Source organism: Paenibacillus sp. L3-i20 (genome assembly GCF_022180385.2).
Classification (GTDB): Bacteria; Bacillota; Bacilli; order Paenibacillales; family Paenibacillaceae; genus Pristimantibacillus.
This window is the reverse complement of record NZ_BQME02000001.1, coordinates 2,753,815-2,778,330: the sequence shown is the minus strand read 5'-3', so window position 1 is coordinate 2,778,330 and position 24,516 is coordinate 2,753,815. Positions and strand designations below refer to the sequence as shown.

Here is a 24,516-nt window from a genome sequence, read left to right as displayed (position 1 = left end):
ATTGGCTGCCCTAATATAAAGAGACGAACCCCGTACATTATGCAGGGTTCGTCTCGGTGTTAAATCATTTATCTGCCTGCACTTTCAAAGTCATTACGAGCTGAGAAATCGGATTCGAACAGGATGATATCTCCGCTTTCGAAGGCAAATCCGCCTGAATTCGTCGTTTGACCTTCAATCTTCCACATATCGGTATTCGTAGTCTTATAGCCGAGCATACGATTCTCATCATTGCCTCGAACCATATAGATTTGGAAGTTTACTAAGATGTAACCGCCCTTGAGATACTCACTTTCACGACCTGTTAGAACTCCTTTGTACTTCTCCAACAAATCGTTAATCTTCGTTCCCTTCGGCAGGATGTAAGGAGCAATCGGAACGTTATATTCACCGTACCACTTCTGTACACTTCGTCTCGCCACAGTTGCATCAATACCCGTTGGCAACACCGTTGGTCCTACGAGCGTCCTAGCCTTGTACGACAATATATTTATGTCATACCCTTTGGCGATAGCTGTCTCACGAACCTTATATTGTTTGTAAAAAGCTGTCCAAGGCGTCTGTAGACGCTGAGCTGGCGTCATAATCTCGTTATGCTCAAACTCTGCTGCGAACCGTAGCTCCGCCTCAACAATATTCCGCTCTGGCGCAGGAAGAACATAGGATCTTGTATAGAGTTGCTTATCCTCATTCGATCCAACCTTGATCATCTTATCCTTGTCGCCGGCAGTATCGTAATAGAGATCCACCACTTGACGCTGCTTGCCATCCTTGGAGACGAAGTAGAAGGTAGGCTCAACTCGGATACCATCACCCTTGTCCCAATAGTCGCCAATACTCTTCACTGTGTACTGAATCGGATAACCATTATGCGGTACAGTATTTTTCTGTGTTGGATGAGAACCTTTTCTCACTGGCAGAACCAAATTACTGCCTATTCCCGGTATTAGATCTCCATTAGCATCCTTATTGCCTGATACGTAAGCAACTCCAGTATGAGCAAGTGATCCAGCAGATTGACGGAACACATTTTCGAATCGGAAATCTCCTATATCATTAATTTTGAAACTATGAATTCGTCCTGTCACGCTTACTTCTATTTTTCGTTCAGCACACTGAATGGAACGGTTGCCGTTCAAATCAGCTTGGCATGTTTCGCCAGGCTGTCTATTAATAGCCCAAGCTTGAGTTGTTACCTCATAATCGCCTTCACTTACCCATGTTGGCAGCTTGAAGGTCATACTCGGTGTGCCAACAGGCATATCGATCCACGTTAACGCTGGATAAAACGTCGTTCCTGTTCCCTCGAACACATCGAATGGGAATTTAATTCTCTTCTTATCGATATATGCGCTGTAATCTCTATTTCCATATCCTTTTATGCTCAAATGAGGCGCCGTCTCGTCAAAATCTACCGTGAATGGTCGATCCAAAACGAGTATTGGTTTCGTCACATTCATATACGTATCCATCCGCTGATCGAATGGTCTGTTCGAATCTGGTATAACCGAATCGTTCACAACTGGTGTATGGACGGTTACCGCATTAGGTCCTAATGTTACATCTACCTTAGCAGGAGGACTGAACAGTCCTTCCAACAAGCGGTACTTCAAATTTCCGGTTGAAGGATATACCGCATTTTTAGTTGCAGCCGGAATTTGAATAGAAGGAACGTATAGTACGTTGTTGTTTATTATTTTCGCTTTAGGAACTTCCCCAGGTGCTGGAGCTTCCTCTTCTGTCCACGCATCGCTCATGACGGTTGTACTGTTTACAATAATTCTGTCATTCCTTACATAGACATTACCGACTTGGGCTTCAGCCGTAGACTCAAATCCCGAATAAAACGAAGATTCCGACTTGCTTCCTCTATAATATTCCTCACTGGGCAAAGTTACGATGCTGCTAATAATTTTTGCGTCTTTAACATGGTCTGACTCTGAGCTGCCATGCCATACATCTCTAGTTGGCGGTGAATATCCGCTTGGATTAATATTCACCCCACCACCAGAAATTGAGGCATTATTAATACGAGCATGGTCAATGCCATACAATGCGAATTTATCTGTTACGTAGTAATTAAATGGTCTTTCAATGGCATACGTCTCACTATAAACTTGAGCGGAGCCTGTTCGTCTTTCCTCATCTGTGTCTACGATACAAGAGTATTCTCTTGTTACTTTGCCTTTGCTATCTTTCTCTTCGCACGTCCCCCATACATTTACCGTTTCGTACCAAAATGGCGTATAACTCTTCCTAACGGTAATACTGTACGTTTTCTTGCCATTCACCGATTTATATTGGAATTCATTCAAATATTCCTTCGCATTTGTTACATTCGCATACAAGCTCTCGCTGCTAGGTATGCCCTTAGATACATCGAATTCCTCGCTGCCTCTATTTACAGATTCAAGAACTGTTTTATGAGAAGTATCCATGTCACTTGATCCGCCGCTCGCATTTTTTACAATTGTCTCATTGATGCTATCCTCCGCAAATTCTCCTTCTTTGTTATACACCTTAATTTTCGCAGTGATAGTCTTGGTTGCACTATTAACTGGTACATTAATCGCTATGCTTAGATTGCCAGTTTTGCCGCTTAATGTTCCTTTTTTCTGCTTTTCATTGACGTAATAAGCATTCGATAATCCAATAATTTCATATTCCTTAAGCTCAGTATTCGTATTCGCTAGTACTTCCAACGTTCCCGTAACATTTGTCTGCGTACTTCCTACATGATGTGGGATATGAAGTGAGAGATCTACAGCTACGGCAGGGTCATCGGTTTTCCGATATACACCCCAGAAAAAATGTCCTCCTTGTTCGACGTCCACCAGTCGTTGCAGCATCCCCTTACCTGATGTTTGCTCAAGGAACCGTCGATTTTTATCGCTTCTATTCGTTTGATAGCTCTTAACAAGTCTATATACATGTTCTCCAACTACTACCTTCTCTTCGTATTTATAAGTAGATTTAGCGCCAGTACGATAATTACCGACGTGTACATCATCAATAAGCTTCTTTCCGCTCTCATCAACAAACTTAGCGTCTACTCTCGCTCCATCTCCATCATAGATGGCTACGATCGTTGTTCCTCCATAAGCTACTGTCACATTACGTGTCGTAATGGAGCCATCCACCTCAAATCTCCGGCTACGAGGTTCTGCATCTCCTATGCGTTCTATCCAAGATCCTGTTAGCTCCAGTGTGGTCCCATTCCGATTAAGGACACGATCCAATACGATCGGCCCAGGGTAAGCACCCGCTGTATATTCACCGATCAGCTTCGGAGGCGTCAATATGCCTCCATCCTCATCCTTATAAACAACATATAGCGGGTTTTTACTAGCGAACTTAACGGGAATATCATAGTATTGGCGGAATCCGCTCTTCACCTTCCATTCCTGTGCTCCAATAACATCCCGAAGCGTTTTGAATTCTCCGCCAAGAGGCGAAAGGGCTCCAGCAGCATCTTTTTTATACAGCTTAAAGATAGGAGAGAAATATAGGTTTTGACCCTCCCTCACATCGGAAAATCCATCCTTTTGAAGCAGCTTCTCAACCTCAACTTTCGGCACTGTATAAGTCGTATAGGATCTGCCTCTGATCGTTACTGGCTCTCCTGCTATGAACGTGCGAAACTCTGCTGTTGGACCTCCACTTAATTTCGGGTTGCACTGTTGATCCCACACTTCGAGTCTCGGATCTGCACAGCCTGCTTTTTTGCTGGCAACCCAGCCAACCACTTTATATAGACCTGAGGAAGCACGTGATGATTCCACAACGGTAAATTCCAAATCACCCGACGGCAGGAAACTTATAGATACTCGTGCATCCGCAAGTGGAGAAAGAGGACTAGCGATTACTGCTAACATTACTAATAACAACATCACTTTTCTAATTTGTTTCAATAGAACCCCCTACTTCCTCTTGAATATTCCCTACTGGAGTGAAGAACAGATGGTCATGATAATCGACGCCGTAATATGGCCATGAGTCCCCCGATGTGTTGGTGGAGAGTACAATATCCGCATAACCGGAATACCAAACACCCGTTTTTAGCTTCATCTCATAAGATGCTTGGAAGGAATCTAGCAAAGTGCCATAGAGGGCATCCGATTCCAATACTCTAAATCTCACTTTCGTGCGCATCATATATTTTCCATCCTGCTTATACGTCATAGATGGCTCTGGTTCTGCCCAACCTTCTAAGCGAATATTATTCTTCTTCACCCATTCCGCATATTGAATGCGCGTCGTATTGTCAATGCTGCTGTTATTCATATAAGGTTGGAATGATTGCCACCAAGTTGAAGAATCTATCAATTGATAGTCCACCGAAAAAACGAGATCATAATAACGTTTGATCCGATTCGCCCATTTGTCCAAATTTTCTCGATTGAGGTTAGCGTCCTTAAATAGCTCCGATGCTGTCGTTCTCAAGCTGCCTTCATCCAAAAGCTTCCGATAGTCCATCGTATACGCAATGTTCGGAATATCTTGGAGCGTATAAGCCCAATCGCCTGCATTGCCGGGCTGTTTGTCCGTTCGAATCAGTCTTCCCCATGCGTCTAGCAAAGGCTTGCTCTTCTCAAATACGGCATCCATAATGTGAACGGTTTGTGCCTCACTATCCCAAGTAACCTTCGTACCAAGCGCTTCACTTACGAAGCGGAGACCTACCATCGTCCTGCCTTTAAGTTGGATAGCTGGTGTTTCAAGCTTCAAAGCTTTTCCATTCACAACAGCCTCTGTTGCCTTCTGCTTCAAGCTAATACTTGTCTTTCCATATGTAATTTTCATCTTGCCTCCACCTTGCCAATCCAAGGTCGCACCGAGCTGCTCCGTAACGAAGCGAATCGGAACCATCGTACGCTTATTAGCGTCCAAATAAGGCTGCGTATCTGGAAACGTTACTTTTAGTCCATTAACAACTACCCCAATCGGAATAGCAGCAGATGCGTGTACACCACTGAACACCATAACGATCAGCAAACTAGCAAGTGCTAATAGAAGCTTGTTGCGCAGCAATACCATCACGAATCCCTCCCATCTTTATGAACAATCTCTTATAAAATATCCTTTACTTGCCGCTTCCTCTGGATCATAAAATACTTCAATAGAGTCACGTCCCACAGGCACGCAAGCCTCGGGATAAGCGGTGAATTGTCTCGGAGCAGGCTCATACACACCTATAAGCGCAGTTCTCTGAACGACAGCACCTCCGCCATAAGAAAAGGCATCCAGACGTTCCCCGCCAGGAAGAGGATAACCTTGCATAAATGCGATCAAACCTACATTTTGATAGGCCTGCTCATCCAATCCTCGCGGCAAACTGAACTGAACATTCAATCCCATCCGCTTCATTAGCTCCATATGACGGTTAACCGCACCGCCTAAGTCCTTCTCTAAGGAGGCAGCAATTGTGTTCTGCCTAATTTGTCTGAATACGTTAATGTCAGTCAGTCGGATGAGTCCTGAACCTAACTCGCTAACAAGCTCGTTATGTTTTCCTTCCACAAACTGATTAGTAGACTTTTGGTACACAACAGCATGATCATCGAGTGTAAAATATACGACATTTCCGTTCGACAGCTTATATGTATAAGGGCGTTTCGGCCAGATGATCGGCTTCATTTCCTTGCCTTCAGCGTCTTCTAATGTAATAAGCACGTATCCGTCATATTTGAGAAAGACGAGTGCAGGTATGTGAAGCATCAGATTTTGCCGTTCTACCCCGTTGTTTCCGATACCAAATTTCATGGACAAATTATTATAAAATACAGCTAATGCCTCTTCGCCAAATTCCAGCTCCTTGGCACTTGCGTAATGAACATTCAATCCACTCTGCTGCGCTTCCAATTGGGACAAATAATAAGCCGTATCATCAACGGCGGCTTGAAAGTGATCGCTGTACTGCTTATACTTCTGCTCTCCGTTGTCTAGATAGTTCTGCCTTGCGTCATGCATAAAGGTGAGTGGTATTGCAATAATGAGAAAAAACATAAGAATGCTAAGGGGCTTCACTTCGTACCATCCCTCCGTATGATGCCATAAGTGGAATGTCAGCCATTTTCCCATACAACATACCCTGCAAACGACCGCCAAGTGTTGAACCTAAAGATTCAACTCTTACTTGCATTAAGTCGCCAGCATGCATCTTATATCGTCTGTGCTCATCAGCGACGACTGTATAGGGATATAATTTATCGAGTATGTCTTTGGTGAAAGTGCCGATATAGTCGACTGTAAATCGGTTTTGAAAAGTCGAGGTGTTATTGGGGTCGGTATAAACGGGTTGTATCGTTTTACGGTAATGCTCCAGCTGGATATCGAACACAACACCTGTACCGTTAAGCTTACCTAGTAATGTTTCATAATCGGAAACAGCGATATAGCCTTTTCCTCTTGTTGTGTCAACGAACTCCGTCACAGCCGCTGCGGCTGCCTGCCGTGATATATCATCGCTTCGATCTGCAATTCGCAAGGCAGGATAAGCGATGAAACCAATAATTATTAGTACAAGTACGACGATGGATTTAAACGCATCTACCATACTGAATTCACCGCCTAACGTGCTGCTGTAATGGAGATAACCTTGCCTGCTGCATTTCGTGTAAAAGTTAGCGTATAGGTTTTGTTCGAAACTTCGCGGAAATCTATAGAATCTAGCGATGTGGAGGGGCTGATCAATAATCCATCCAATGTGAGGATGAATTCGCCTTCTTTCGCATAGGTCACAAGTCCAAGCACTTGCTCGCCAGCCATTTGAGTCAAATCCACCGTGCCAGTGTATGCTCCCTCAAAAAGCAACGGCTTGCTCCAATCAGCAGATAGCTCGTTCATGCCCTGCTCGCCCTTTAGGTACATCATTGCTCCTGCCGCGAATAGGATCCATACGAATATAGTGATTAAGAAAGAGCGTGCGATGTCCATGCGCGTTCCTCGTTTCTTGCGGGATGATGTAGTCCTGCGGCTGTTAGGCCGCAGGGCTGCTGTTAAAGAATTATGGAACTTGTATGAACCGAATAAGGCGAACCTCTGCATTAGCATCGCGGAAGATTGCAGATGCAAAACGTGCTGTCGGGTTAACATACTCTAAAGCATCTTGATTTGTCATCGTTCCATAAGGAATAGTAGCTGAACCTGTTCCCCCACAAGTAGCATCTGCCGTAACATCCGTAGTAGCTGTAGCAGCTGGTACTGAGTAACAGCTATCAAAGCCTTCGGGATAATAAGCATTAGACAAACCAGTGTCCACCGATACCGTAAACTCTGGACGTGCTGCAAATTTCTTCACCGTATCTAACACATCAGTCCCTGACACATTCGTACGATCATACATCGTAAATTCTGAATCATCTAATAATGACGATTGAGATGTTGCTTGATCTTGCGCCTTCTTGAAGTTCCCATTAGCCAACATATACACACTAATACCCGCCGCAACAATAAGCAGCGTGACGATCAATCCGATCGCCCATTTTAAACCTGCCGAGATATTTTCCATTACCTCTTCGCCTCCTAAAAAATTTGTTTTATTTATTACTGCATCTTGAAGTAGATGCCAGCAATCCTGTCATTGCCGTCCTTTAACACCGTAGTTCTAAACTTTGCCTGCGGTGGGACGTAATTCGTATTCGCCACATTGCTAATGTCCGCCTCTAGTACGGCACAGCTACTCGATGTTCCTCCACCTAACGTTCCATTGGTATAGCTAAACGGCGGGCAGGCTGATGGGCCTACCCCTCCTGCTGGTGCGCTTGGTGTCATCCCAAATTGTTTAATGCCGCCCTGATTTGTCTGTACATAAATGTGAAAGGCATCCAGCATATAATATCTTCGATAAGCGGTTATCAATTGCGAACCGCTCAGCAACTGGTTATCGTAAGCCGAGAACTGTGCCTCCGCCATTAGCTTCGCTTGCTCAGCCGCCTGCTGCTGGGCAGCGACACCAATCGGCTTCGCCTTGTTCCATAACATAAGACCCATACTGATGATGGATAACGTAATGAGCAGCCCAATGGACCATTGCAGAAATTTTGAGATATTGTCCATCCCGTATCCCTCCTCTTCTAAAGTCCATTTGTTACGCCAGACAGATTACCAAGCTGTGAAACTGCCATATATGCGAATGGAACCATCAGATATAGTGCGAAAGTTGCTTGCAGCGGCAGGAAGCCGATTGACTTGCCAATCGCTGCTTTCCGACTGATCATCCCTTCGTATTGCATCTTTCTCTGCTCTAGTTCGAATGCTCGCTCCTGCTCCATATCATCGAATGCCTTCTTAATAGGGATAAGCTCTGCAGACACATGCAGCCGATCAATGATCCGCTCGAAGGGAAAGAACTTAACCTCCTCCTTCAGCCGCTCAAGTGCCTGCAAGGGACCCGCCTCATAATCGATAAGGCAGCGAAGCAGCTGCGGCTCGAAAATTCTGCTATACCGATGCATCCAATCTAATATTTCTATAACGCTAATGCGTGGAAGCCCTGATAATATCGATGCAATGGATGTGAAGCCATCCGATTCATTTTGCATCTCCCACTTCCGCATACTTCTTCGGAAGAACAATAGGATGTTCGGAATACGATAAACTAGGAATGCGACGCCGAAAGCAATAATGAGTTCATACCAGCGATATGACTCACTTCTATAGCTCTTAACTGCCGCAGCAAGCTCGGTTACAAATTTATCAAGCTCAGGTCCTCTCGCTACAAAAGATTTCCCGTCCATCTGCCGCTGCATATATGCCATTAGCTCAACGTCTGCTATTTGTAGCCGTATTGCTTCACGAATAGCAACACCTTTGAACTCGAATCGCTCAGCCTCTTGATAGTCACTTCTCGTAACAGGCGCAGTACCCTGAGTAGGATTAGTGGGATGTGCTAGTAACGTACGTGCTGCATCATGCATGTACACTTGAATGACAATAAAAATGACAAATGCACTTCCCGCCAGCAGCCACTTTCTCATATATAGCTCTCTGACCGACATCGAATCGTTGGCATCCGCAATCTGAGTTTTTGCTCGGTGATGCTTAGTAGAATAATCTGGCGGCGTCAATCGATCCGCCCATCGACGTATCATTGGCTTTCGCAGCAGCTTTTGAAGCAGAGTTCCTGGGCCTTCACCTTGTCCCGCTGCTCCATCCAGTCCCCGCACTAAGCGAAGTCCAATGAAGCTAACCCCCATAAGGACATACAACAGAATAAGCGAATACATGCCCCATCTGGAGTCGTAATAATCTCCCATAGTAGGAAAACTGCTCTCCCCCCATGCACGAAGCGGCTCGATAAAGAAGAGCGGACTAAAAGCAACGAAGACGATACCTGCAAGCTGGGCATCCAGCTTCTCTCTGCGTAATATGTCCATACGAATTTCTTCATTTATTTTCGATAAAGCATGAAGATAGAGGGAGCGTTCACCGCCCTGTTCTTTCTTCTCCTTCTTGGAGCTGCCGTCCCCATTCTCCAGAATGAGGTGACTTATCCCTGCCAATAACTTCGTATAACGATTAGGTGCATCATCGTAATATTTGCGCAGTTCTTCCTCAGGGTCTATGGAGGATAATATTTCCGCCAGCCGCTGCGCATGTGCCGCAACTAGTGGACTCGATCGCTCGGAAGCACGCTCTAACGATTCGATGACCATATGTGTCTGATGATATTCATGCCTGAGATCAAGCAATAACCCTGATAAGCCATAGAGCAGCCGCTTCTCTCGTCTGCCTATCAACATATCTGCTACAACCGTACCGATATATACCGCTGCCAATATAATTGAGATTCGTAAAACCCACGATGATACAAGCAGCAATGCCAACAACCAAAGACCGATTACTACACCACAGATAGTGAGCGTTAGTACAGCCGATTGTGATCGGACTAAACTTTCATCATCCGCGTACAACTTTATTAATTTGTAACGGTTGTTTAGCAACATAGAACGAACAATCGGGATCGTTCGCAGTACGGGGTAAAGCCGCTCAGCCGTAGCAGCGAAGGACGAGCCTTTGCGCTGCATCGGCAATAATCGCCGAAGCTTCTGCATTTCCTTGTACGCAACGGGATCAATTCTTGATTGTGCTGCTAATAGAATGACTACGAGCAGTGCCAACAACAGAATAAGAAATACAACAACCATTAAGATGAGAACAGCCGGGTTCATGAAGCGTCCCCCCAATGAACGTGAAGAAACTGTTTGAATTCCTCGGCATCTTTATCATTCATGTGCAGCAGCATCTCTTTCCGATTACGCTCCGAAAGTTCCGCAGTAGCTACATAACAGCCGTCTTGCCATTCCACTATATTGCGGTATTCAAACGTTTTGCGATCTGTGGAACGCTCGAAATATTCCGTCATCGTATCCATGAACGCTTCCAGTTTCCCATTGGTATCGTCATGCTCCCGATATGCTCTTGGGTATGCGGTTGAATCGCTGACTGGAATACATTCCGTAATTCGTTCAATGTATCGTCTGCCTCTTTCGTCCTTCACCAGATGGACATTGAACGTAATGACATCTACTACCTGCTTCTCAGCAATCTTTTCGTTCGTGAACACTCCCGTAGCCAGCAAGCTGTTACGCAAGGAATAAATTAAATTCGGAAAGGTTTTGGCATGGTGTGTGAATAGGGTGAACAAGCTTGCAACCTGCGCCATCTGGATCATCCAGCTCGCAATCGGATGTGTAGCAACTTCACCTAGTATGTTGACGGAACCGTCCGTTTTTTTCTGTGTATCCAATCCATCCTGACCACTGACGGTCGGTGTCTCGCGGAATGAAAGAATGTTGCGCTCTGGATAGATTTTGCGGAGTCTAAGTTCGAAAGCCATCTCTTGAATACGTAAATTTAAGGTTGGGTATATATGTTTGACGATTGCCATAAGAATCGTCGTTTTCCCTGTTCCCTGTTGCCCGGTAACGCCAGTTACACGTGCGCCCTTCACAAGATACGTAAGCATGCCAACGGCAAGCTCCGCATTTTTGTCCTTGATCAGCTCTTCTAGCTCTGCCTTCTGAATGTCGAACTTACGAACGAAGAACGCCCATGATTCAGACATCTTAGGTCGCACAACAACTACCCGACTTCCATCAGCCATATCATTGACCATATATCCATTGGATTCGTTTAATTGTCCTGGACTTCCGAACGTATAGATGTTTTGACATACTCGCTTTAGCTCCATTTCACTGCCAAAGCTGAGGAACGACAGATGAATCGATTTTCCTTTATAGAAAATCCAAACCGCATCATGCGCTTTCGGCACTTCCTTCATTTCTGAAGTATATCCCGCTACATCAAGCGATTGCGCAATATCAGACGGCAAACCGCTCGTCCCGCCATTGACGCCGTCAATATTCTGATCACGAATTTCATCTATGACGCCAAGTCCTTTGTAGGATTGATAGACACGCTGCACAATAATATCCAGCTTGTCGGACATTGTCAGGCTTAACCCTTCGGCTGCGAATGCTGCACGTATTTCTTCACTTGTAACTCGGTAGCCCTCTGAGCCGTCAGACAGCTTTTTCAATCCATCAAGCTTATACTTCGCCATCAGCACGTTAAAAGCTTCATAACGATGTTTTTTCTGATAATGATGCAGCAATATTTCAAATTGATCTTGTGTTGTTAATCGATCCGGGCGATCAAATGGCATGACATAATTAATTGTCGTTTCGCTAAGCCCATACGTCTGCTCCAGCAAATCCTTCATATTCGCTTTAACAAATCGTTTGGAAAAAACGTCTCCGTGCATACAGCTTCGAAGTGCTTTTCTTAATTCATGTCTTCTTGCTTTACGCCTAGTAAACTCTTCTTCACTCACGTTGCCGTCATTCATTCGCGTAGATGTCAGCTCTTGCAGCGCTGAACGAATATAAGCTCTAATATCAATAAGATTAAATCTGTTCTCGTCTTTGGAAACCGCTTGAACCTTCTTATTCGTAATAAGAATTCTGATTAGCACCATCATAATTCCAGCAGCGATAACAATAAGCAATATAATATTTAGCATGGTTAATCCAATGACACCTCCTCTAGAGGCGCAAGATCAAGCGAACGAAGCAGCAGCTTCCCAATATCTCGTATGGACGAAATGAACGCAAGGTTCTCATCATGAACAAACATCTGCTTCTTCACAGCCATGCTGCGCAACAATAAATCGAGGAGATTGCCGTCATTGAGTGCATCCATTAGACGAACATTGTGAGGTACCACCCCAAGTAGATCCGAGGAATGAAGTTTATATTGTTTTTTTATACGATCCATAGAAAGCTTGGAGTTTGGCTCGAAGTCGCTCACACAGAACTTCCTCTTTTTGCTATTCGGGAATTGTGCCTTATCCACATCTGCGAAATATCGCTCCAACCATTCCACATTTTGATTCAAGGTGACAACGATCAGATCTGCTTGCGCAAGCACCTGCTTTGTAACCAGATTTTCTGTACCCGCAGCAACATCTATAAAGAACAGATCGTAATAACGCGATGCTGAGCTTTTCAATTGCGGAAGTGCCATTAGCAGTCGATCATCCGCATTCATCGTTGGACCTCTAAGTACGTCCAGTCGCCCCTTTAAAACAGACTCCGTATGATCCCGCAATGTAGTTGGGGTGAGCATCTCACATTCTGCAAGGCGCAGAATCGCATCCATTCCACCTGAGTCACCGCTTGACGATATCCCTCTTTGGGACCTCAGTTGTCCCATTGATCGCTCAATAAGTGTCTCCCTAGGCACTGGATGTGTTATCGCTATTTTTAGCGGGTAGTCGAGTGCGAGCATCGCAGCAACAGCAAGCATGCTGCTTGTCGTACACGTTTGTCCCGGCGTGGGACCCCAGAAAGCTACCAGCATTTCAGGCACTCCTTTTCTTCAAATATATCCACATCTTTTTTAGATCAACGGGTGTAATTCCGGATATATCTTGAGCGAGCTCGCCAATAACGCTGGTAAAGTCATCTCCAAGCTTACGCGTGGAAACTCTGCCATCGAATACCCAATCCATTCGTCTGCGAGGATCATCGAAGCAGCTTAGTGTCTTTACATCAGGAAACAGATAGCGGATATATTTCGGTGTAATGGAGCAATCAGACTCTAATACGACTACACCTTGCACTTCATGTCTTTTCACAAATTCACATGCAAACTCCAGTGAAGGCTTATCATAGGTCGTCACCGCATACAGCTTGTCCAACCGATTCCGTGGCAACTCCATCGAATGCCAATCATAAATGACGGTACCCTCTACCGAATGGCTATCTTCTTCGAGTTGCACCGCCATGCCGCTCACTTCATCTTTGAAGTACTGATAGTGGCGATGTCGGTCGGCAACAATGGTTACCGGAGAGTCTGCATGATAGGACTTGAGCAGCAGACCCGCCATTAATGCCACATCAACTTTATCGCAATCACCTACAAAGCCGATATTCATCGTGCATTACCCTCCAATAATCCTGAGTCTCCTGTAGCTGCTGCTTCATTTCCCGCTGCCGGAGCAGTTCCCGTTTCTTGCACTGGAGGCGCAGCAACTTCACTTGCTGGAGGTAGCAATGTTTCAATCGTTTCCTTACGCTTCGAAACAGCCCCTCCATCTGGTGCATCTGTACCAATTCGCTGTCTAGATCCTTCAGGAATTTTACTTAATCTCGTATCGAGTTCGCTTCGAAGTCCTTCATTCAAACTAAGCTTAGCTTTGGCTACAATATTTGGATTCGATCGCAACACTTTCATCACATCCAAATTAGGTGTATACGTAACAACGGCTTTTGGCTGTAGTTCGGGCTCGACGTATTGAATGCCATATAGTTCTGCTTTGTTCGTATACGCATCTACTAATGCGGATTGTAGCAGCTGTCTCTCTTCCTCATTTACTGTAAAATAGGAAAGCTGATTCCCTGCATCTACATCATCAAGCTTCTTCTTAGACAACACGATATAATCCTCGCCATTCGGGAAAACAATGCGAATATCTACAATATCAAGCGGCTGCACCCGAATCGGAAGACGAATATATTGTGCTTCCTCCTTGCGGAGACTAGGATCAAGTTGCTCCTGATCGTAGACCATTTCACTTGTCAAAGCTGTGCCTGGTTTCCCATTCAGCTTCATCACTTTACCTATCACTTGTTCTGGTAATGCAATAACATCCTCCGGCGTAAAATAATCAGGCAATGCCCTTTTCTCAACATCTGTCTCAGCAATCGCATCACCCGCAGACTTCGGTACAATTAACACGTATCCGGCTCGCGTCTTCGTTTCATATAAGCTCAAATTTTGTACATGTTGAGATAATGCTTGCTCGTACTTTGCTTTCTCCCCTTGCCACTTGGCCTTTGATACTGCCGAAGCACCAATCCAAAGTACCAACAGAACAACAAGTGCACCCGCAGCGCCGAGCGCAATGACAATAATTTGTTTCTTTCGCACTCTACCTCGCACGAATATTGCCCCCTACTCTATAGTTTTCTAGCAAATTATATGTAATTGGATCACATTAAATCGATTGCTCGTGTATTCTGTTGAAAAAAAACTGTTACTATTGAATCATATCGATTTCACAATAAAAGTACATAGTTCTGGAGGCTATTCATATTTTTGGTAATTTTAAAACTAGTCGAAGCTGATCCTAATGATCTACTTACAGATTGTATTTTTATGTATAAAAATATCGAATGTTGTATATTCATGCGTATCAATGTCTCAAACAAGTATTATGATGTGCCTAAATAAGGTACTTGAGAAATGGTCGTTTTAGCTCATGTTTAATAGGTCTCTTTTTCATCCCAATAGACCTATACAAAAGGTTTAAAAAGGTTTAAAAAGATTTAAAAACAACAAAAAAGATCGCACCAAGCCAGGCATATTAAGCCCACTGGTGCGATCTTTTTTCCCCTATAGTCCTTCTACAACGGAATTCGATATTCCGAATTCAGCTCAATAATATGTTCTCCTTCACTGTAAACCCAGCTAAAGTGGAACACGTTTCCTTCGTATTTTGTCCGGCTCCGAATATCCGGCACAATAGTTGATTCAATATGACTGATGATAATGCCTTCCATCTCACTAAGCCGGCTCATCGTATCATTTGCCAACTCGCGTGCTTGCTCCTCCGGCTGAGAATGAAGAAAATACTGCAATGCAATTGCCTCATTCGACAAACCTTCCGTAAGCGTATAACCAGAGCCGCGAAGTACTTCCTTCGCTGTATTCACCCAATCATTAACCAAATCTATCGTTATTTCATACATGATCAGTTACTCCTATTCATGAGGTCAGTATGTTTTCTACCGTACCATAAGAGAATAGGAGCATGCAATAGCGACAACTATTAACCTCACCCATCCCCCTCTATCTGGGATTGCGCCAACTATTTCTCCATAAAGCGATACCGCTCTTTGGCTATTGCCTTAACAGAGTCTCTGTACTCTTATTCCTTCATAAGCTATATTTTCTCAGCCTTCCGCTCACTTGTACTCTTCACCCTTCAGCTTTACAAAATAAGAGAGCACAATCGAGATCGCTAGCAGAATAAGTGGAACTAAGCTAATAAGTACACGGAAAGTCGTTTCTGGATCATCGCCAGGATTATCTCCATTTTCATACCCAAATATGATGCCTACGATGAGGAAAGCTAGTGCAGAGATCAAACCGCTGGAACGAATAATAAATCCGCTTACCGCTGTATAGACGCCTTCCCGTCTGCGTCCAGTAGCCGCAAAGTCACGATCAATAATTAAACTGTTGACGAGCGACGGTGTAACAAAGAAACCTGCGAGTCCAAAACCTACACAAATACCTGCCAAAATCCCGCCCACCAAGCTTCCTCCAAACCAAAGAGGAATGACAGATACAGCATATGCCCACAATGACAATCGCCAAGCCTTCACTGGGTCCATCCTACGAATGATCCAGTACCATACACCTACCAGCGGGATGACAGATACGAAAATAGAGGCTAGCAGAAGTGCGACTTGCTCCTCCGGTATTTTCAGTACATATTTCGCATAAAAAGGAATCGTTGCGCTGAGCAAGCCATTTACAGTTTGAGCAAATGAGTTCGATAAATTAAATATCCAGAAAGGTTTATTATGTAACGTCGAGGAGAATGCTTCTTTAAGTTTCATCTGAGGAGCACTGCGAGTATCCGGATCCTCTTGAGTAAAGCGCATACAAATGATCATAAACACAACAAACAACACAGATAAAAGAATCGCCATCAGTCCATAACCTAATGCTCCGATTATGATTGGTGCAGCGATAGATACGATAAGAATAGCAACAATTTGATACCCCTGCTGAATAGATGATGCCTTGGCTCGCAGCTGACCACCGCGGAATAACTCTGGGAACAACGCACCATAGTTTACCCAAAGTATTGTAGCGATTGCTTCAAATAGAAGCAGCGATACTAGAAACCATGTAAATAGTCCAAATTCGGACATGCCGCCCGGGACACTGAACACCATAATGAAGGAAAGTACGAAGAGTGGAATAGAAATGTATATCCACGGCTTCCTCCGTCCATATTTCGTATTCGTTCGATCTGAGAAGTATCCTGCCATCGGCTGATTTACAGCATCCCAGATGAGAAAGATCGTACGTGCAATCGTGAAGAGTCCTATCCCTAATCCTAACTTTTCAACATAGTAATAGCTGTAAAATGTACTAAACGCATGGCTTGGAATCATCATCGCTAACATGCCAAACGCATACATCCACGGTGAATTTATTGCTCTGTTCTGTGTCATAAGTCTCACCCGCCCATTCGAAATTGTAAAACTCTTCCTAAAGCATACTTCGATTGCCACAACGTTGCAATCATAAGTTATTTTGACAATTTCAATGTATTTTCATATTCCCCATACCACTTGCTGTAAAAAATAGTTATAGTCATTTCTCACATTGCTTTGTTTCCTATTTGATCACAATATAGAAGAAGGAAGTCTGGATAGTAGTGAAAATTATACTTCCTGCCTCCAAATTACGAATCGAAGGAGTGATGGTGTGAAACAGTATCACAATACAAAGAAGCCTATGAGAGGTCTTCATACATAATTGTAATGAAAGCCTCTCATCATGGTATGGGAGGAAACTTTAAAGATGATGTCGTTAACTAACATGGTTCGAGGCACAATAACTAATGATGCTGCCGAAGCGCTTCTGCGCAATTGGGAGCATGATGTAGGAACATTGCAATTTTGGAGGGCGAGCAGCAATTTTGTATATCTGTTTCGTCACCACGGAGAAACGTATTATTTGCGTTTCGTTCATGAAGAAGATCAACAGTTTGCGAACATTACGGCTGAACTAGATTTTATGAACTATCTATATAACAATGGCTACCCTACAGTGACACCTATCTCCTCTATGAATGATCAATTAATTGAGACGATATCAACAGAAACAGGTCGTTACTTCGGCGTCGTTTTTACAGAAGCAAGCGGCAATCAGCCCGATCTTGAAGAGATGACTGACGATGAGATTGCACAGTGGGGCCAATCACTTGCACGGCTTCATCTGCTATCTGAGAACTACGATTACTCATCCTATCGGAGCTGGAGTGATGCTCTCGACTTTGTCGCAACTGTATTGCAACGTTATCCTAATGAACACGAGGCGCACCTAGAACTGCAACAATTACGCACAGCGTTAGCACAATTGCCCGAGGGGGTTGCCTCACAAGGTATTATCCACTATGACTTCGAGACAGATAATGTCTTTTACAATGCTGCTACTTCAACATTTTGCGCTATCGATTTCGACGATGCTATGGTGCATTGGTATGTCATGGACATTGCAGCTGCAATTTCAGACTTGCTTGAAGAGGAAAATGATGAAGCTAAGGCAAAGGTTGAGTGCTTCATATCAGGTTATCGATCTATTCGTAGGTTAGAAGAAGCTGAAGTTTCATTAATCCCGTTGTTCCAGAGATTTGCTGAGCTATATTCCTTCGCTCGTTTGCTTCGCAGTGTCGAGGATATGGATATCTCCGCTTATCCACTTTGGGCAATCGACTTGAGAAATAGACTTCTGCACTATTGTGAAGAAAATCGTGAAATCTGGCGAACATCTATCAAATGAAAGTGTGGCAAAGCTGTACGAATCGTTAGCACTCATAGAAATTAGAAGAGATAATAAAACTCGACCATCGAAGTGATGGTCGAGTTTTTGTTGGCTTGCTCGATCCCGTTACATGAGCATGTAGATATCCCGAATCAATCTGCACTAGCTCACCGGCATGTTTATATTTAATTGTGTTATATGCTGAAATGACAGTTTGCACTATAGTCAGTGGTAAACATGCAACTGCAATTATTACTCTCAAACATCTCTCCCTAAAAGGTATAGCATTCATCGCTCTCCCTCTTTTCTCCCTATTTTTCTTTTCTATAACTAATTATAGAATTGAAAAATCGGAACAAAAAGAGAAAGATTTCTTTAATCCATTTCCTATTATTCATTTTTACTTGGCTTGCTTATCAATTACGGTAATTCGTTTGGCAGATGCCTCTGCTGGATACGATTCTGATACATCTCCTTCAATATCCAAGCTAACTTCATCTCCAACCTCAATTGCCTCTAGCTCTGATTCATTAATCGCAGTTACCCAGACAGCCTCCGGCTTAACTACACTCAATATTTCCTCTACTGTCTTAAGCTCTGGTTTGAGCTCTAGCTCCGTTACATCTGTACTATCCACAACTAACAGTTTAGTTGATTCCTTCGCTATTACGTTGCCTTCACGATAGTCCCACGTTTGCTCTGTATTTTCTTTCGGTTGATTCGCAGAACAACCAACTAGTAGTACTGTCATTATTACGATTACAAGTTCTCTTTTCATCTTTGGACCCCTCCATAGTTAAAATTACCATCTATATCCTCTTACCCCTTCGTACCAAAATAGAAACAATTTACACCAAGCGTAAACGGCCGAGCCAATTTCCAGAGGCTCAGCTATCATTTCACGGAGAGAAAAATGTCATACGCACCTCAAAAAGGCTGACACATATGATGGGGTAAATGTTTACTTAGGGAGGGACCTCTGTGTCACTGGCTCCACGCCTTTCGTTATGTATGATTGTCCGAAATGAAGAAACTTTTATAAAGCAATGTTTGGAGCATGTACATCTAGTCGTAGATGAAATGATTATTGTTGATACCGGATCAACCGATGATACAGTTGCTATTTGTGAGTCCTATGGTGCTAAAGTTTTACACTATGAATGGAATGAAGACTTCGCATCAGCACGTAATTTCGGTCTACAACACGCGACTTGCGACTGGATACTTTGGCTTGATGCTGATGAGGTATTGTCGGAAATAAATTCGGAAGCCATTCGAAAAGTGCTTGCGTGGGATGATAAAGATTTGGGAGTCATTGGTCTTATCAATTATTTCGGTGATTATCCAGTCAGTATCGATAGGGCTTATCAAGTACAGCAGCATCGACTTTTTCGCAACCATATTGGCTTTAAGTTTAGCGGCCGAATCCACGAACGCCTTAACGTAAGCGAGCTTAGTTTAACGGAAGATCGAGTTGGCTACGTAGACGTTTTTCTGAATCATTATGGCTACCTCGAATCTGTAAAAACAAATAAAAACAAGTCAGAACGCAATCTAAATATGCTCCTAAATGAACTGGAGTTAGAAGATGCTAACCCCTGGATTCACTACCATATTGCAAGCGAATATAATCAAATCGGTGAACATCAAAAAGCATACGAGTCAGTAAACCAATCCATCTTAGCTTTTATCAAAAGCAATCAACTGCCGCCATCCTTGCTGTATCGCTTAAAGTACGAGACGATGCTTTCACTCGGCAGCTATCAAGGTATTGAACCCGCAATCGATAAGGCCATTCAGCTCTATCCGGATTACGTAGACTTGCATTTTATTAAAGGGGTCGTATTATTTCTTAAGGAACGATACACGCTTGCAAGAGAAGCGTTCGAGAGTTGTCTTGCACTCGGAGACCGAATGACTCTCCACTTAACGTTGTCTGGACTCGGTACATTTCAGGCGCACTATTATATCGGTAGATGTTGGCAGCAAGAGCGGAATTTCGAAAGGGCTATCGAAGCATATGAACGCAGTATCGAGGTTTGTCCAACATATGAACCTACAAAAGAAGCCCTGATAAGCATACAGGAGGAAATAGCGAAGTATAACGAGGATATTCTCAGTCACTCTCATATTAGTGTCAGCTTATGCATGATTGTACGAGATGAAGAAGCTCATCTAAAGCGTTGCTTAGAATCAATAACAGGGGTGATCGATGAGCTGATCATCGTAGATACAGGATCAATGGATCGCACGAAAGAAATCGCAGAAACCTTCGAAGCGAAAATATATGATTTTGAATGGATAGATGACTTCTCAGCAGCACGTAACTACGCCTTCAGTAAAGCTACTAAGGACTACATTTTATGGCTTGATGCTGACGATGTAGTTGCGCCGGAGGAACGTGAACATCTGCTTTTGCTCAAAAAGAATCTTGATCCTGACGTCGATGGTGTATCTATGCTGTATCATCAATCCTTTGATGATAATGAACATGTCACTTCCACTCTACGTTGTAATCGGCTTGTACGCAGTCGTTCCGATTTTCTATGGCATGATGCAGTTAACGACTACCTAGTTGTAAACGGAACTATTCAGCACAGCGACATTTCTATCCATCATAAAAAAAACGCTGAAACAACAACACGTATTCTCCAAGTCTACGAAAGACGTGAAATCAGTGGGCAACCATTATCTCCTAACGAAACGTATGGCTACGCCAATGAATTAGTCAAACATAAGCATTATCATAAAGCCAGCGTATATTACAACACCTTTTTGATCGAAAAAAACGAATCCTTGCAGAATAATATTACCGCATGTTGCCAATTATCAGAATGTGCAAAGCTGCTAGAGCGGGACGATTTACGGATTCAAGCACTATTTAGATCGTTGCAATATGGGGCGCCGCGGCCAGAAGTTAGTTACAAAATTGGTCAATGGCATATGGATAAAAATAATCACTTCGCAGCGATTGAATGGTTTAAGCACGCATTACAATCATCAGAGGATGATTATCACCAGTTTCCCCCTTATGTTGGCTACAAAACGTGGTTGCCGCTTCTTGGGCTCTGCCTCTGCTACGATCGACTCGGGCAATATAAGGAAGCTTACGACTATAACGAAGCTGCTCTCCGCTATTATCCCGATCATAAAAGCTTGCTTTTCAACCGAGTCTATTTCATGAAGCAGCATAATATTTATGATTTTGGAGGAGAAAAACGCTAATACCAATATTCGAGGGCGGCAGTTCTTGCTGCCGTTCTCACTCCTATTAATCCGCAATTATGAACCAGCATCTATCGCTATTTGTATAATCATATACTGCGGCATTTTCGTTCATTAGTAATATTGCTTTAGATAATGCAGTTTCTCCTCCAGTTGCGTTGCTATGGATATATCGTTGAATTCCCATATCTTAATTAGCTTTATCGTCTCTGATATATCATGTGCAACACTATGCCCTTCGCTGCTACTATTTGTAAAAGTATGATCTACCACTGATTCATCTTTAACACTTTTATATAATATTTCATTACGCCTTACCGCCATATAGATCTCTGCAATCTGATGGATCAGCATAGAAATCTGGTTCTCCACCTGCAACCTGACTTCCCGCTTCATCCCCTTCTTTCTACGATGAAGCGCCCTAACCAGATGCAGCACAGCTGCAATCAGTAATGAAGCCGATTGTATCCCCTTACTCACTGCACGCCACCTCTCGTTCTTTCTCAGTTAATCTTGCTCATCTTATTCTGATAGATCAATTTCTTCATCGATTTCTTCAACAAGCTCAGCTTCGGCCCCTTCAATGTCAGATGATCCATTATCGTCCTGGTGATCGTTATCTTCTATAGTCGTAACACTTGATTGAACAGTATCTTCTGTAGTCGTAACACTTGATAGATGTGCTTTCTCTTCACTCCATACTGACAGCTGAGAAATGGTATGAAGCTTTTTGAACAATAACCACTCCGCCATTTGAATCGAATCCAGGACACTAATAACGGAATGATTGAACCGAATAATTTCATCCGATGAAGGATGAAGAGGGAAATTCTGCTGCTTACCTACGAATGCTTCAATTTTGTTGGCTTCTGATACCACTAGCTGCGATAACGCTTTTTCTTCTAAAGCAATAGACTCGATAAGATGAGACAGAGCTTCAGACATTGTTGGGATGCTGTCTCCAGAGTATGGCTGCAATATATTACCTCCTTCTTATCACACTATATATGACATATCGCTAGATGAATGCTACTCCTCAAAGTGATCATCATGCCTATGATCTAAGCGAATGACATCCTCAAGCTTGAACTGTAGAAGCATCTGATTTTTAATGATATTACGTAGCATTCGTTCAACACTTTCATTCACGAGAAGCGCATCTCCTAAACAAAAATCTTTATGTTTTAGAACAGACTGGATCTTCTCAGCTTCCGCATTCAAAAGATGCGACAACCCTATCTCTTCAAGTGCGATCGATGTTAACAGCAAGTTGATTACTTTCTCTCGTTCCAAAGTAATTATGGGTGTTATATTGGGCACATGTGGCATCGACATCGTTATCAATCTCCCTTAGGCTGTAATTTTGAACGCTCTCCTAACAGAAGTCTACAAAATCAAATATATGTCCTCACTTTGATATTTATGTAGTAACCGAGAAAGTAATTATATACATGAAACACCCCCTGCAATCCATATCGACTGCAGGAGATGACAAACGAAAATAACGCTTCACTCATATACATTTCCACGTAATGACTACATAATGCTACCCTGCCGGTACAAATGCGATGATGTCCGATAGTTTTTTGCTTAGAAGTAATTCTTTTGTGATTACACTTTGTAACGTTTGATTCACACTTCTATTAATTTCCAATAACTGTTCTAACGTTGGTGGAGGTTCGACTCCGGGGCTAAGTGTTCCCAAAACAAATTGAATCTTCTCAGCTTCAGCATTCACGATATGTGCAAGCGCAAGCTCTTCGAAAGCAATGGAGGCTAATAGCAAATTTATGCTATCGCCAATGGTGAGCGATATAATCGGGGTAATATTAGGAATATTCGGTTGTGACATTTCATCTTCACCTCACTCCAATTAATTTTTCTTCTATGTGTAATTCCACTTACGTTTCCAATCCTATGTAGCTCTAGTTGTACTTTATTACAAAAGAAGAAATCGTTATCTAAAGAATAAGAACAACAAGCGAGCATATAATGGATTGTTTAAGTTGTTGATGTGTGCGGACTATGACTTCGCAAAGGGGAAGGATGGTTATACTGCCGATGGAGGTAATTAAACTGTCAGTATGCTTAATTGTAAAAAACGAAGAACGCTGGCTTACACAATGTCTTGAAAGTGCATTACAATTTGCAGATGAAATCATTATCGTTGATACTGGCTCAACGGATAGCACAGTAGAAATCTGCCGGTCACTTGGCGTTCGAGTGGAACATTATGAATGGGACAACGACTTTGCATCCGCTCGCAACTTCAGCCTCGAACTCGCTACTGGGGACTGGATTTTGTGGTTAGACGCAGATGAGAAGCTACTAATAAATGATCTTGAATTTGTACGTCAGCAATTGATGCAGGGCAGCGACCATTTATACGCCATCCACCTCGTTAATTATATTGGGAATAAAGTATCTCTTCACGAAACTTATCATTACAATCAGGTTCGAATCATTCGAAACCATTACGGCTTTAAATTTCAAAATAATGTCCACGAGACCATTAATGTAAATGAAGTGCTACCTCAATTAATAACAACAGATATTCAATGTCTACCTATTGAAATTCATCACTATGGTTACTTAGACAGCGTCGTTATTGACAAAGGAAAATCAAAACGTAATATTGCTTTATTAGAAGAAGCATTAAGAAAAGAAGATGACAATCCATGGAACTATTATCATCTCGCAAGTGAACATGTAAGGCTGAAAAACTACGATCTGTCATTTCGTTACGTTAATCGAGCTATCATCGGATTTCTTGAAAAGAAACTTGCCCCACCCTCACTGCTTTACAAATTAAAATATTCCATTCTAATAGATGCTAAGAGCATAGATGATAAAGTAATCGCTGCAATTGATAAGGCCATTATGATGTATCCTGATTATGTGGATTTGCATCTTTATCGAGGTATTATGCTCATGTCTGAAAAGCGCTATGATGAGGCCATTCACACTTTCCAGCATTGCATTGAGCTTGGAGAAAGTCATACCCGGCATCTCACTTTGGCAGGCAGCGGCACTTTTCATGCCTGGTATTATATTGGACAATGCCACGAGAAACTGTCTAATCAAGCACTTGCCAAAAATGCCTACCGTACCTCCGTCAGCTTCTATCCCGACTACCTACCTGCCAAAGAAGCAATGTTTACACTTCAATAATGCTCCATTAAACAGTAAAGACCGGGTCATCTCCTTAGAGGAGTGTCC

The 24,516-nt window shown here is 43.1% G+C and carries 22 protein-coding genes; 3 read left to right on the top strand and 19 right to left on the bottom strand.

From position 1 onward, the window contains the following. Positions 1 to 68: 68 nt before the first annotated feature. The 14 genes from MFF31_RS12865 to MFF31_RS12800 form a co-directional block, all read right to left on the bottom strand. On the bottom strand, positions 69 to 3,911 hold the full coding sequence (locus tag MFF31_RS12865; protein WP_238188361.1) for a DUF5704 domain-containing protein: 3,843 nt from the start codon (positions 3,909 to 3,911) through the stop codon (positions 69 to 71). After that, on the bottom strand, positions 3,898 to 5,037 hold the full coding sequence (locus MFF31_RS12860; RefSeq protein WP_238188591.1) for a stalk domain-containing protein: 1,140 nt from the start codon (positions 5,035 to 5,037) through the stop codon (positions 3,898 to 3,900). The genes MFF31_RS12865 and MFF31_RS12860 overlap by 14 nt, the downstream gene beginning before the upstream one ends. Positions 5,038 to 5,055: 18 nt before the next feature. After that, positions 5,056 to 6,081 carry a hypothetical protein gene (locus tag MFF31_RS12855; RefSeq protein WP_238188360.1) on the bottom strand — a complete coding sequence of 342 codons (1,026 nt, stop codon included), beginning with the start codon at positions 6,079 to 6,081 and terminating at the stop codon, positions 5,056 to 5,058. Continuing rightward, a complete protein-coding gene (locus tag MFF31_RS12850) occupies positions 6,014 to 6,556 on the bottom strand; it encodes a hypothetical protein (RefSeq protein WP_238188359.1) in 543 nt (180 codons plus the stop codon). Before MFF31_RS12850 ends, MFF31_RS12855 begins: the two co-directional genes overlap by 68 nt. Before the next feature lie 14 nt (positions 6,557 to 6,570). Then, on the bottom strand, positions 6,571 to 6,936 hold the full coding sequence (locus MFF31_RS12845) for a hypothetical protein (protein WP_238188358.1): 366 nt from the start codon (positions 6,934 to 6,936) through the stop codon (positions 6,571 to 6,573). A gap of 70 nt (positions 6,937 to 7,006) precedes the next feature. After that, positions 7,007 to 7,510, bottom strand: coding sequence for a hypothetical protein (locus MFF31_RS12840; protein ID WP_238188357.1), 504 nt, complete (start codon positions 7,508 to 7,510; stop codon positions 7,007 to 7,009). Positions 7,511 to 7,545: 35 nt separating this feature from the next. Then, complete coding sequence (locus MFF31_RS12835; RefSeq protein ID WP_238188356.1) at positions 7,546 to 8,058, bottom strand: hypothetical protein; 513 nt, start codon at positions 8,056 to 8,058, stop codon at positions 7,546 to 7,548. A 17-nt stretch (positions 8,059 to 8,075) separates the two neighbouring features. Continuing rightward, complete coding sequence (locus MFF31_RS12830) at positions 8,076 to 10,172, bottom strand: hypothetical protein (protein ID WP_238188355.1); 2,097 nt, start codon at positions 10,170 to 10,172, stop codon at positions 8,076 to 8,078. Continuing rightward, positions 10,169 to 12,025: a pilus assembly protein CpaF gene (locus MFF31_RS12825; RefSeq protein WP_238188354.1), complete on the bottom strand. Its 1,857-nt coding sequence runs from the start codon at positions 12,023 to 12,025 to the stop codon at positions 10,169 to 10,171. Before MFF31_RS12825 ends, MFF31_RS12830 begins: the two co-directional genes overlap by 4 nt. Positions 12,026 to 12,027: 2 nt before the next feature. Further along, a complete protein-coding gene (locus MFF31_RS12820) occupies positions 12,028 to 12,864 on the bottom strand; it encodes a hypothetical protein (RefSeq protein WP_238188353.1) in 837 nt (278 codons plus the stop codon). A gap of 1 nt (position 12,865) precedes the next feature. Continuing rightward, on the bottom strand, positions 12,866 to 13,441 hold the full coding sequence (locus MFF31_RS12815) for a hypothetical protein (RefSeq protein WP_238188352.1): 576 nt from the start codon (positions 13,439 to 13,441) through the stop codon (positions 12,866 to 12,868). After that, positions 13,438 to 14,448 (bottom strand): SAF domain-containing protein, encoded by a 1,011-nt coding sequence (locus tag MFF31_RS12810; RefSeq protein WP_238188351.1) that lies wholly within the window; start codon positions 14,446 to 14,448, stop codon positions 13,438 to 13,440. The genes MFF31_RS12815 and MFF31_RS12810 overlap by 4 nt, the downstream gene beginning before the upstream one ends. A gap of 464 nt (positions 14,449 to 14,912) precedes the next feature. Next, positions 14,913 to 15,257 (bottom strand): hypothetical protein, encoded by a 345-nt coding sequence (locus tag MFF31_RS12805; protein WP_238188350.1) that lies wholly within the window; start codon positions 15,255 to 15,257, stop codon positions 14,913 to 14,915. Positions 15,258 to 15,473: 216 nt separating this feature from the next. Beyond that, complete coding sequence (locus MFF31_RS12800) at positions 15,474 to 16,757, bottom strand: MFS transporter (RefSeq protein WP_238188349.1); 1,284 nt, start codon at positions 16,755 to 16,757, stop codon at positions 15,474 to 15,476. A gap of 352 nt (positions 16,758 to 17,109) precedes the next feature. Between MFF31_RS12800 and MFF31_RS12795 the strand changes: the two genes are divergently transcribed. Then, a complete protein-coding gene (locus MFF31_RS12795) occupies positions 17,110 to 18,090 on the top strand; it encodes a phosphotransferase enzyme family protein (RefSeq protein ID WP_238188348.1) in 981 nt (326 codons plus the stop codon). Between the two features lie 382 nt (positions 18,091 to 18,472). Here the strand turns inward: MFF31_RS12795 and MFF31_RS12790 are convergent, their stop codons facing one another. After that, a complete protein-coding gene (locus MFF31_RS12790) occupies positions 18,473 to 18,850 on the bottom strand; it encodes a DUF3221 domain-containing protein (protein WP_238188347.1) in 378 nt (125 codons plus the stop codon). Positions 18,851 to 19,053: 203 nt separating this feature from the next. Between MFF31_RS12790 and MFF31_RS12785 the strand changes: the two genes are divergently transcribed. Continuing rightward, positions 19,054 to 21,297: a glycosyltransferase family 2 protein gene (locus tag MFF31_RS12785; protein ID WP_238188346.1), complete on the top strand. Its 2,244-nt coding sequence runs from the start codon at positions 19,054 to 19,056 to the stop codon at positions 21,295 to 21,297. A 114-nt stretch (positions 21,298 to 21,411) separates the two neighbouring features. On the opposite strand, the gene MFF31_RS12780 is transcribed toward MFF31_RS12785, so the two are convergent. From MFF31_RS12780 to MFF31_RS12765, 4 genes are all read right to left on the bottom strand, one after another. Continuing rightward, the gene (locus MFF31_RS12780) at positions 21,412 to 21,777 is read right to left on the bottom strand and encodes a hypothetical protein (protein WP_238188345.1); all 366 of its coding nucleotides are present in this window, start codon (positions 21,775 to 21,777) and stop codon (positions 21,412 to 21,414) included. A 42-nt stretch (positions 21,778 to 21,819) separates the two neighbouring features. Beyond that, on the bottom strand, positions 21,820 to 22,275 hold the full coding sequence (locus MFF31_RS12775; protein ID WP_238188344.1) for an alpha-helical endospore appendage domain-containing protein: 456 nt from the start codon (positions 22,273 to 22,275) through the stop codon (positions 21,820 to 21,822). 51 nt (positions 22,276 to 22,326) lie between these two features. Next, a complete protein-coding gene (locus MFF31_RS12770; RefSeq protein WP_238188343.1) occupies positions 22,327 to 22,632 on the bottom strand; it encodes an alpha-helical endospore appendage domain-containing protein in 306 nt (101 codons plus the stop codon). Between the two features lie 211 nt (positions 22,633 to 22,843). Beyond that, positions 22,844 to 23,149: an alpha-helical endospore appendage domain-containing protein gene (locus MFF31_RS12765; RefSeq protein ID WP_238188342.1), complete on the bottom strand. Its 306-nt coding sequence runs from the start codon at positions 23,147 to 23,149 to the stop codon at positions 22,844 to 22,846. Positions 23,150 to 23,358: 209 nt separating this feature from the next. Here MFF31_RS12765 and MFF31_RS12760 point away from each other — a divergent pair, with 209 nt between their 5' ends. Then, on the top strand, positions 23,359 to 24,468 hold the full coding sequence (locus MFF31_RS12760; RefSeq protein WP_238188341.1) for a glycosyltransferase: 1,110 nt from the start codon (positions 23,359 to 23,361) through the stop codon (positions 24,466 to 24,468). Positions 24,469 to 24,516 lie beyond the last annotated feature (48 nt).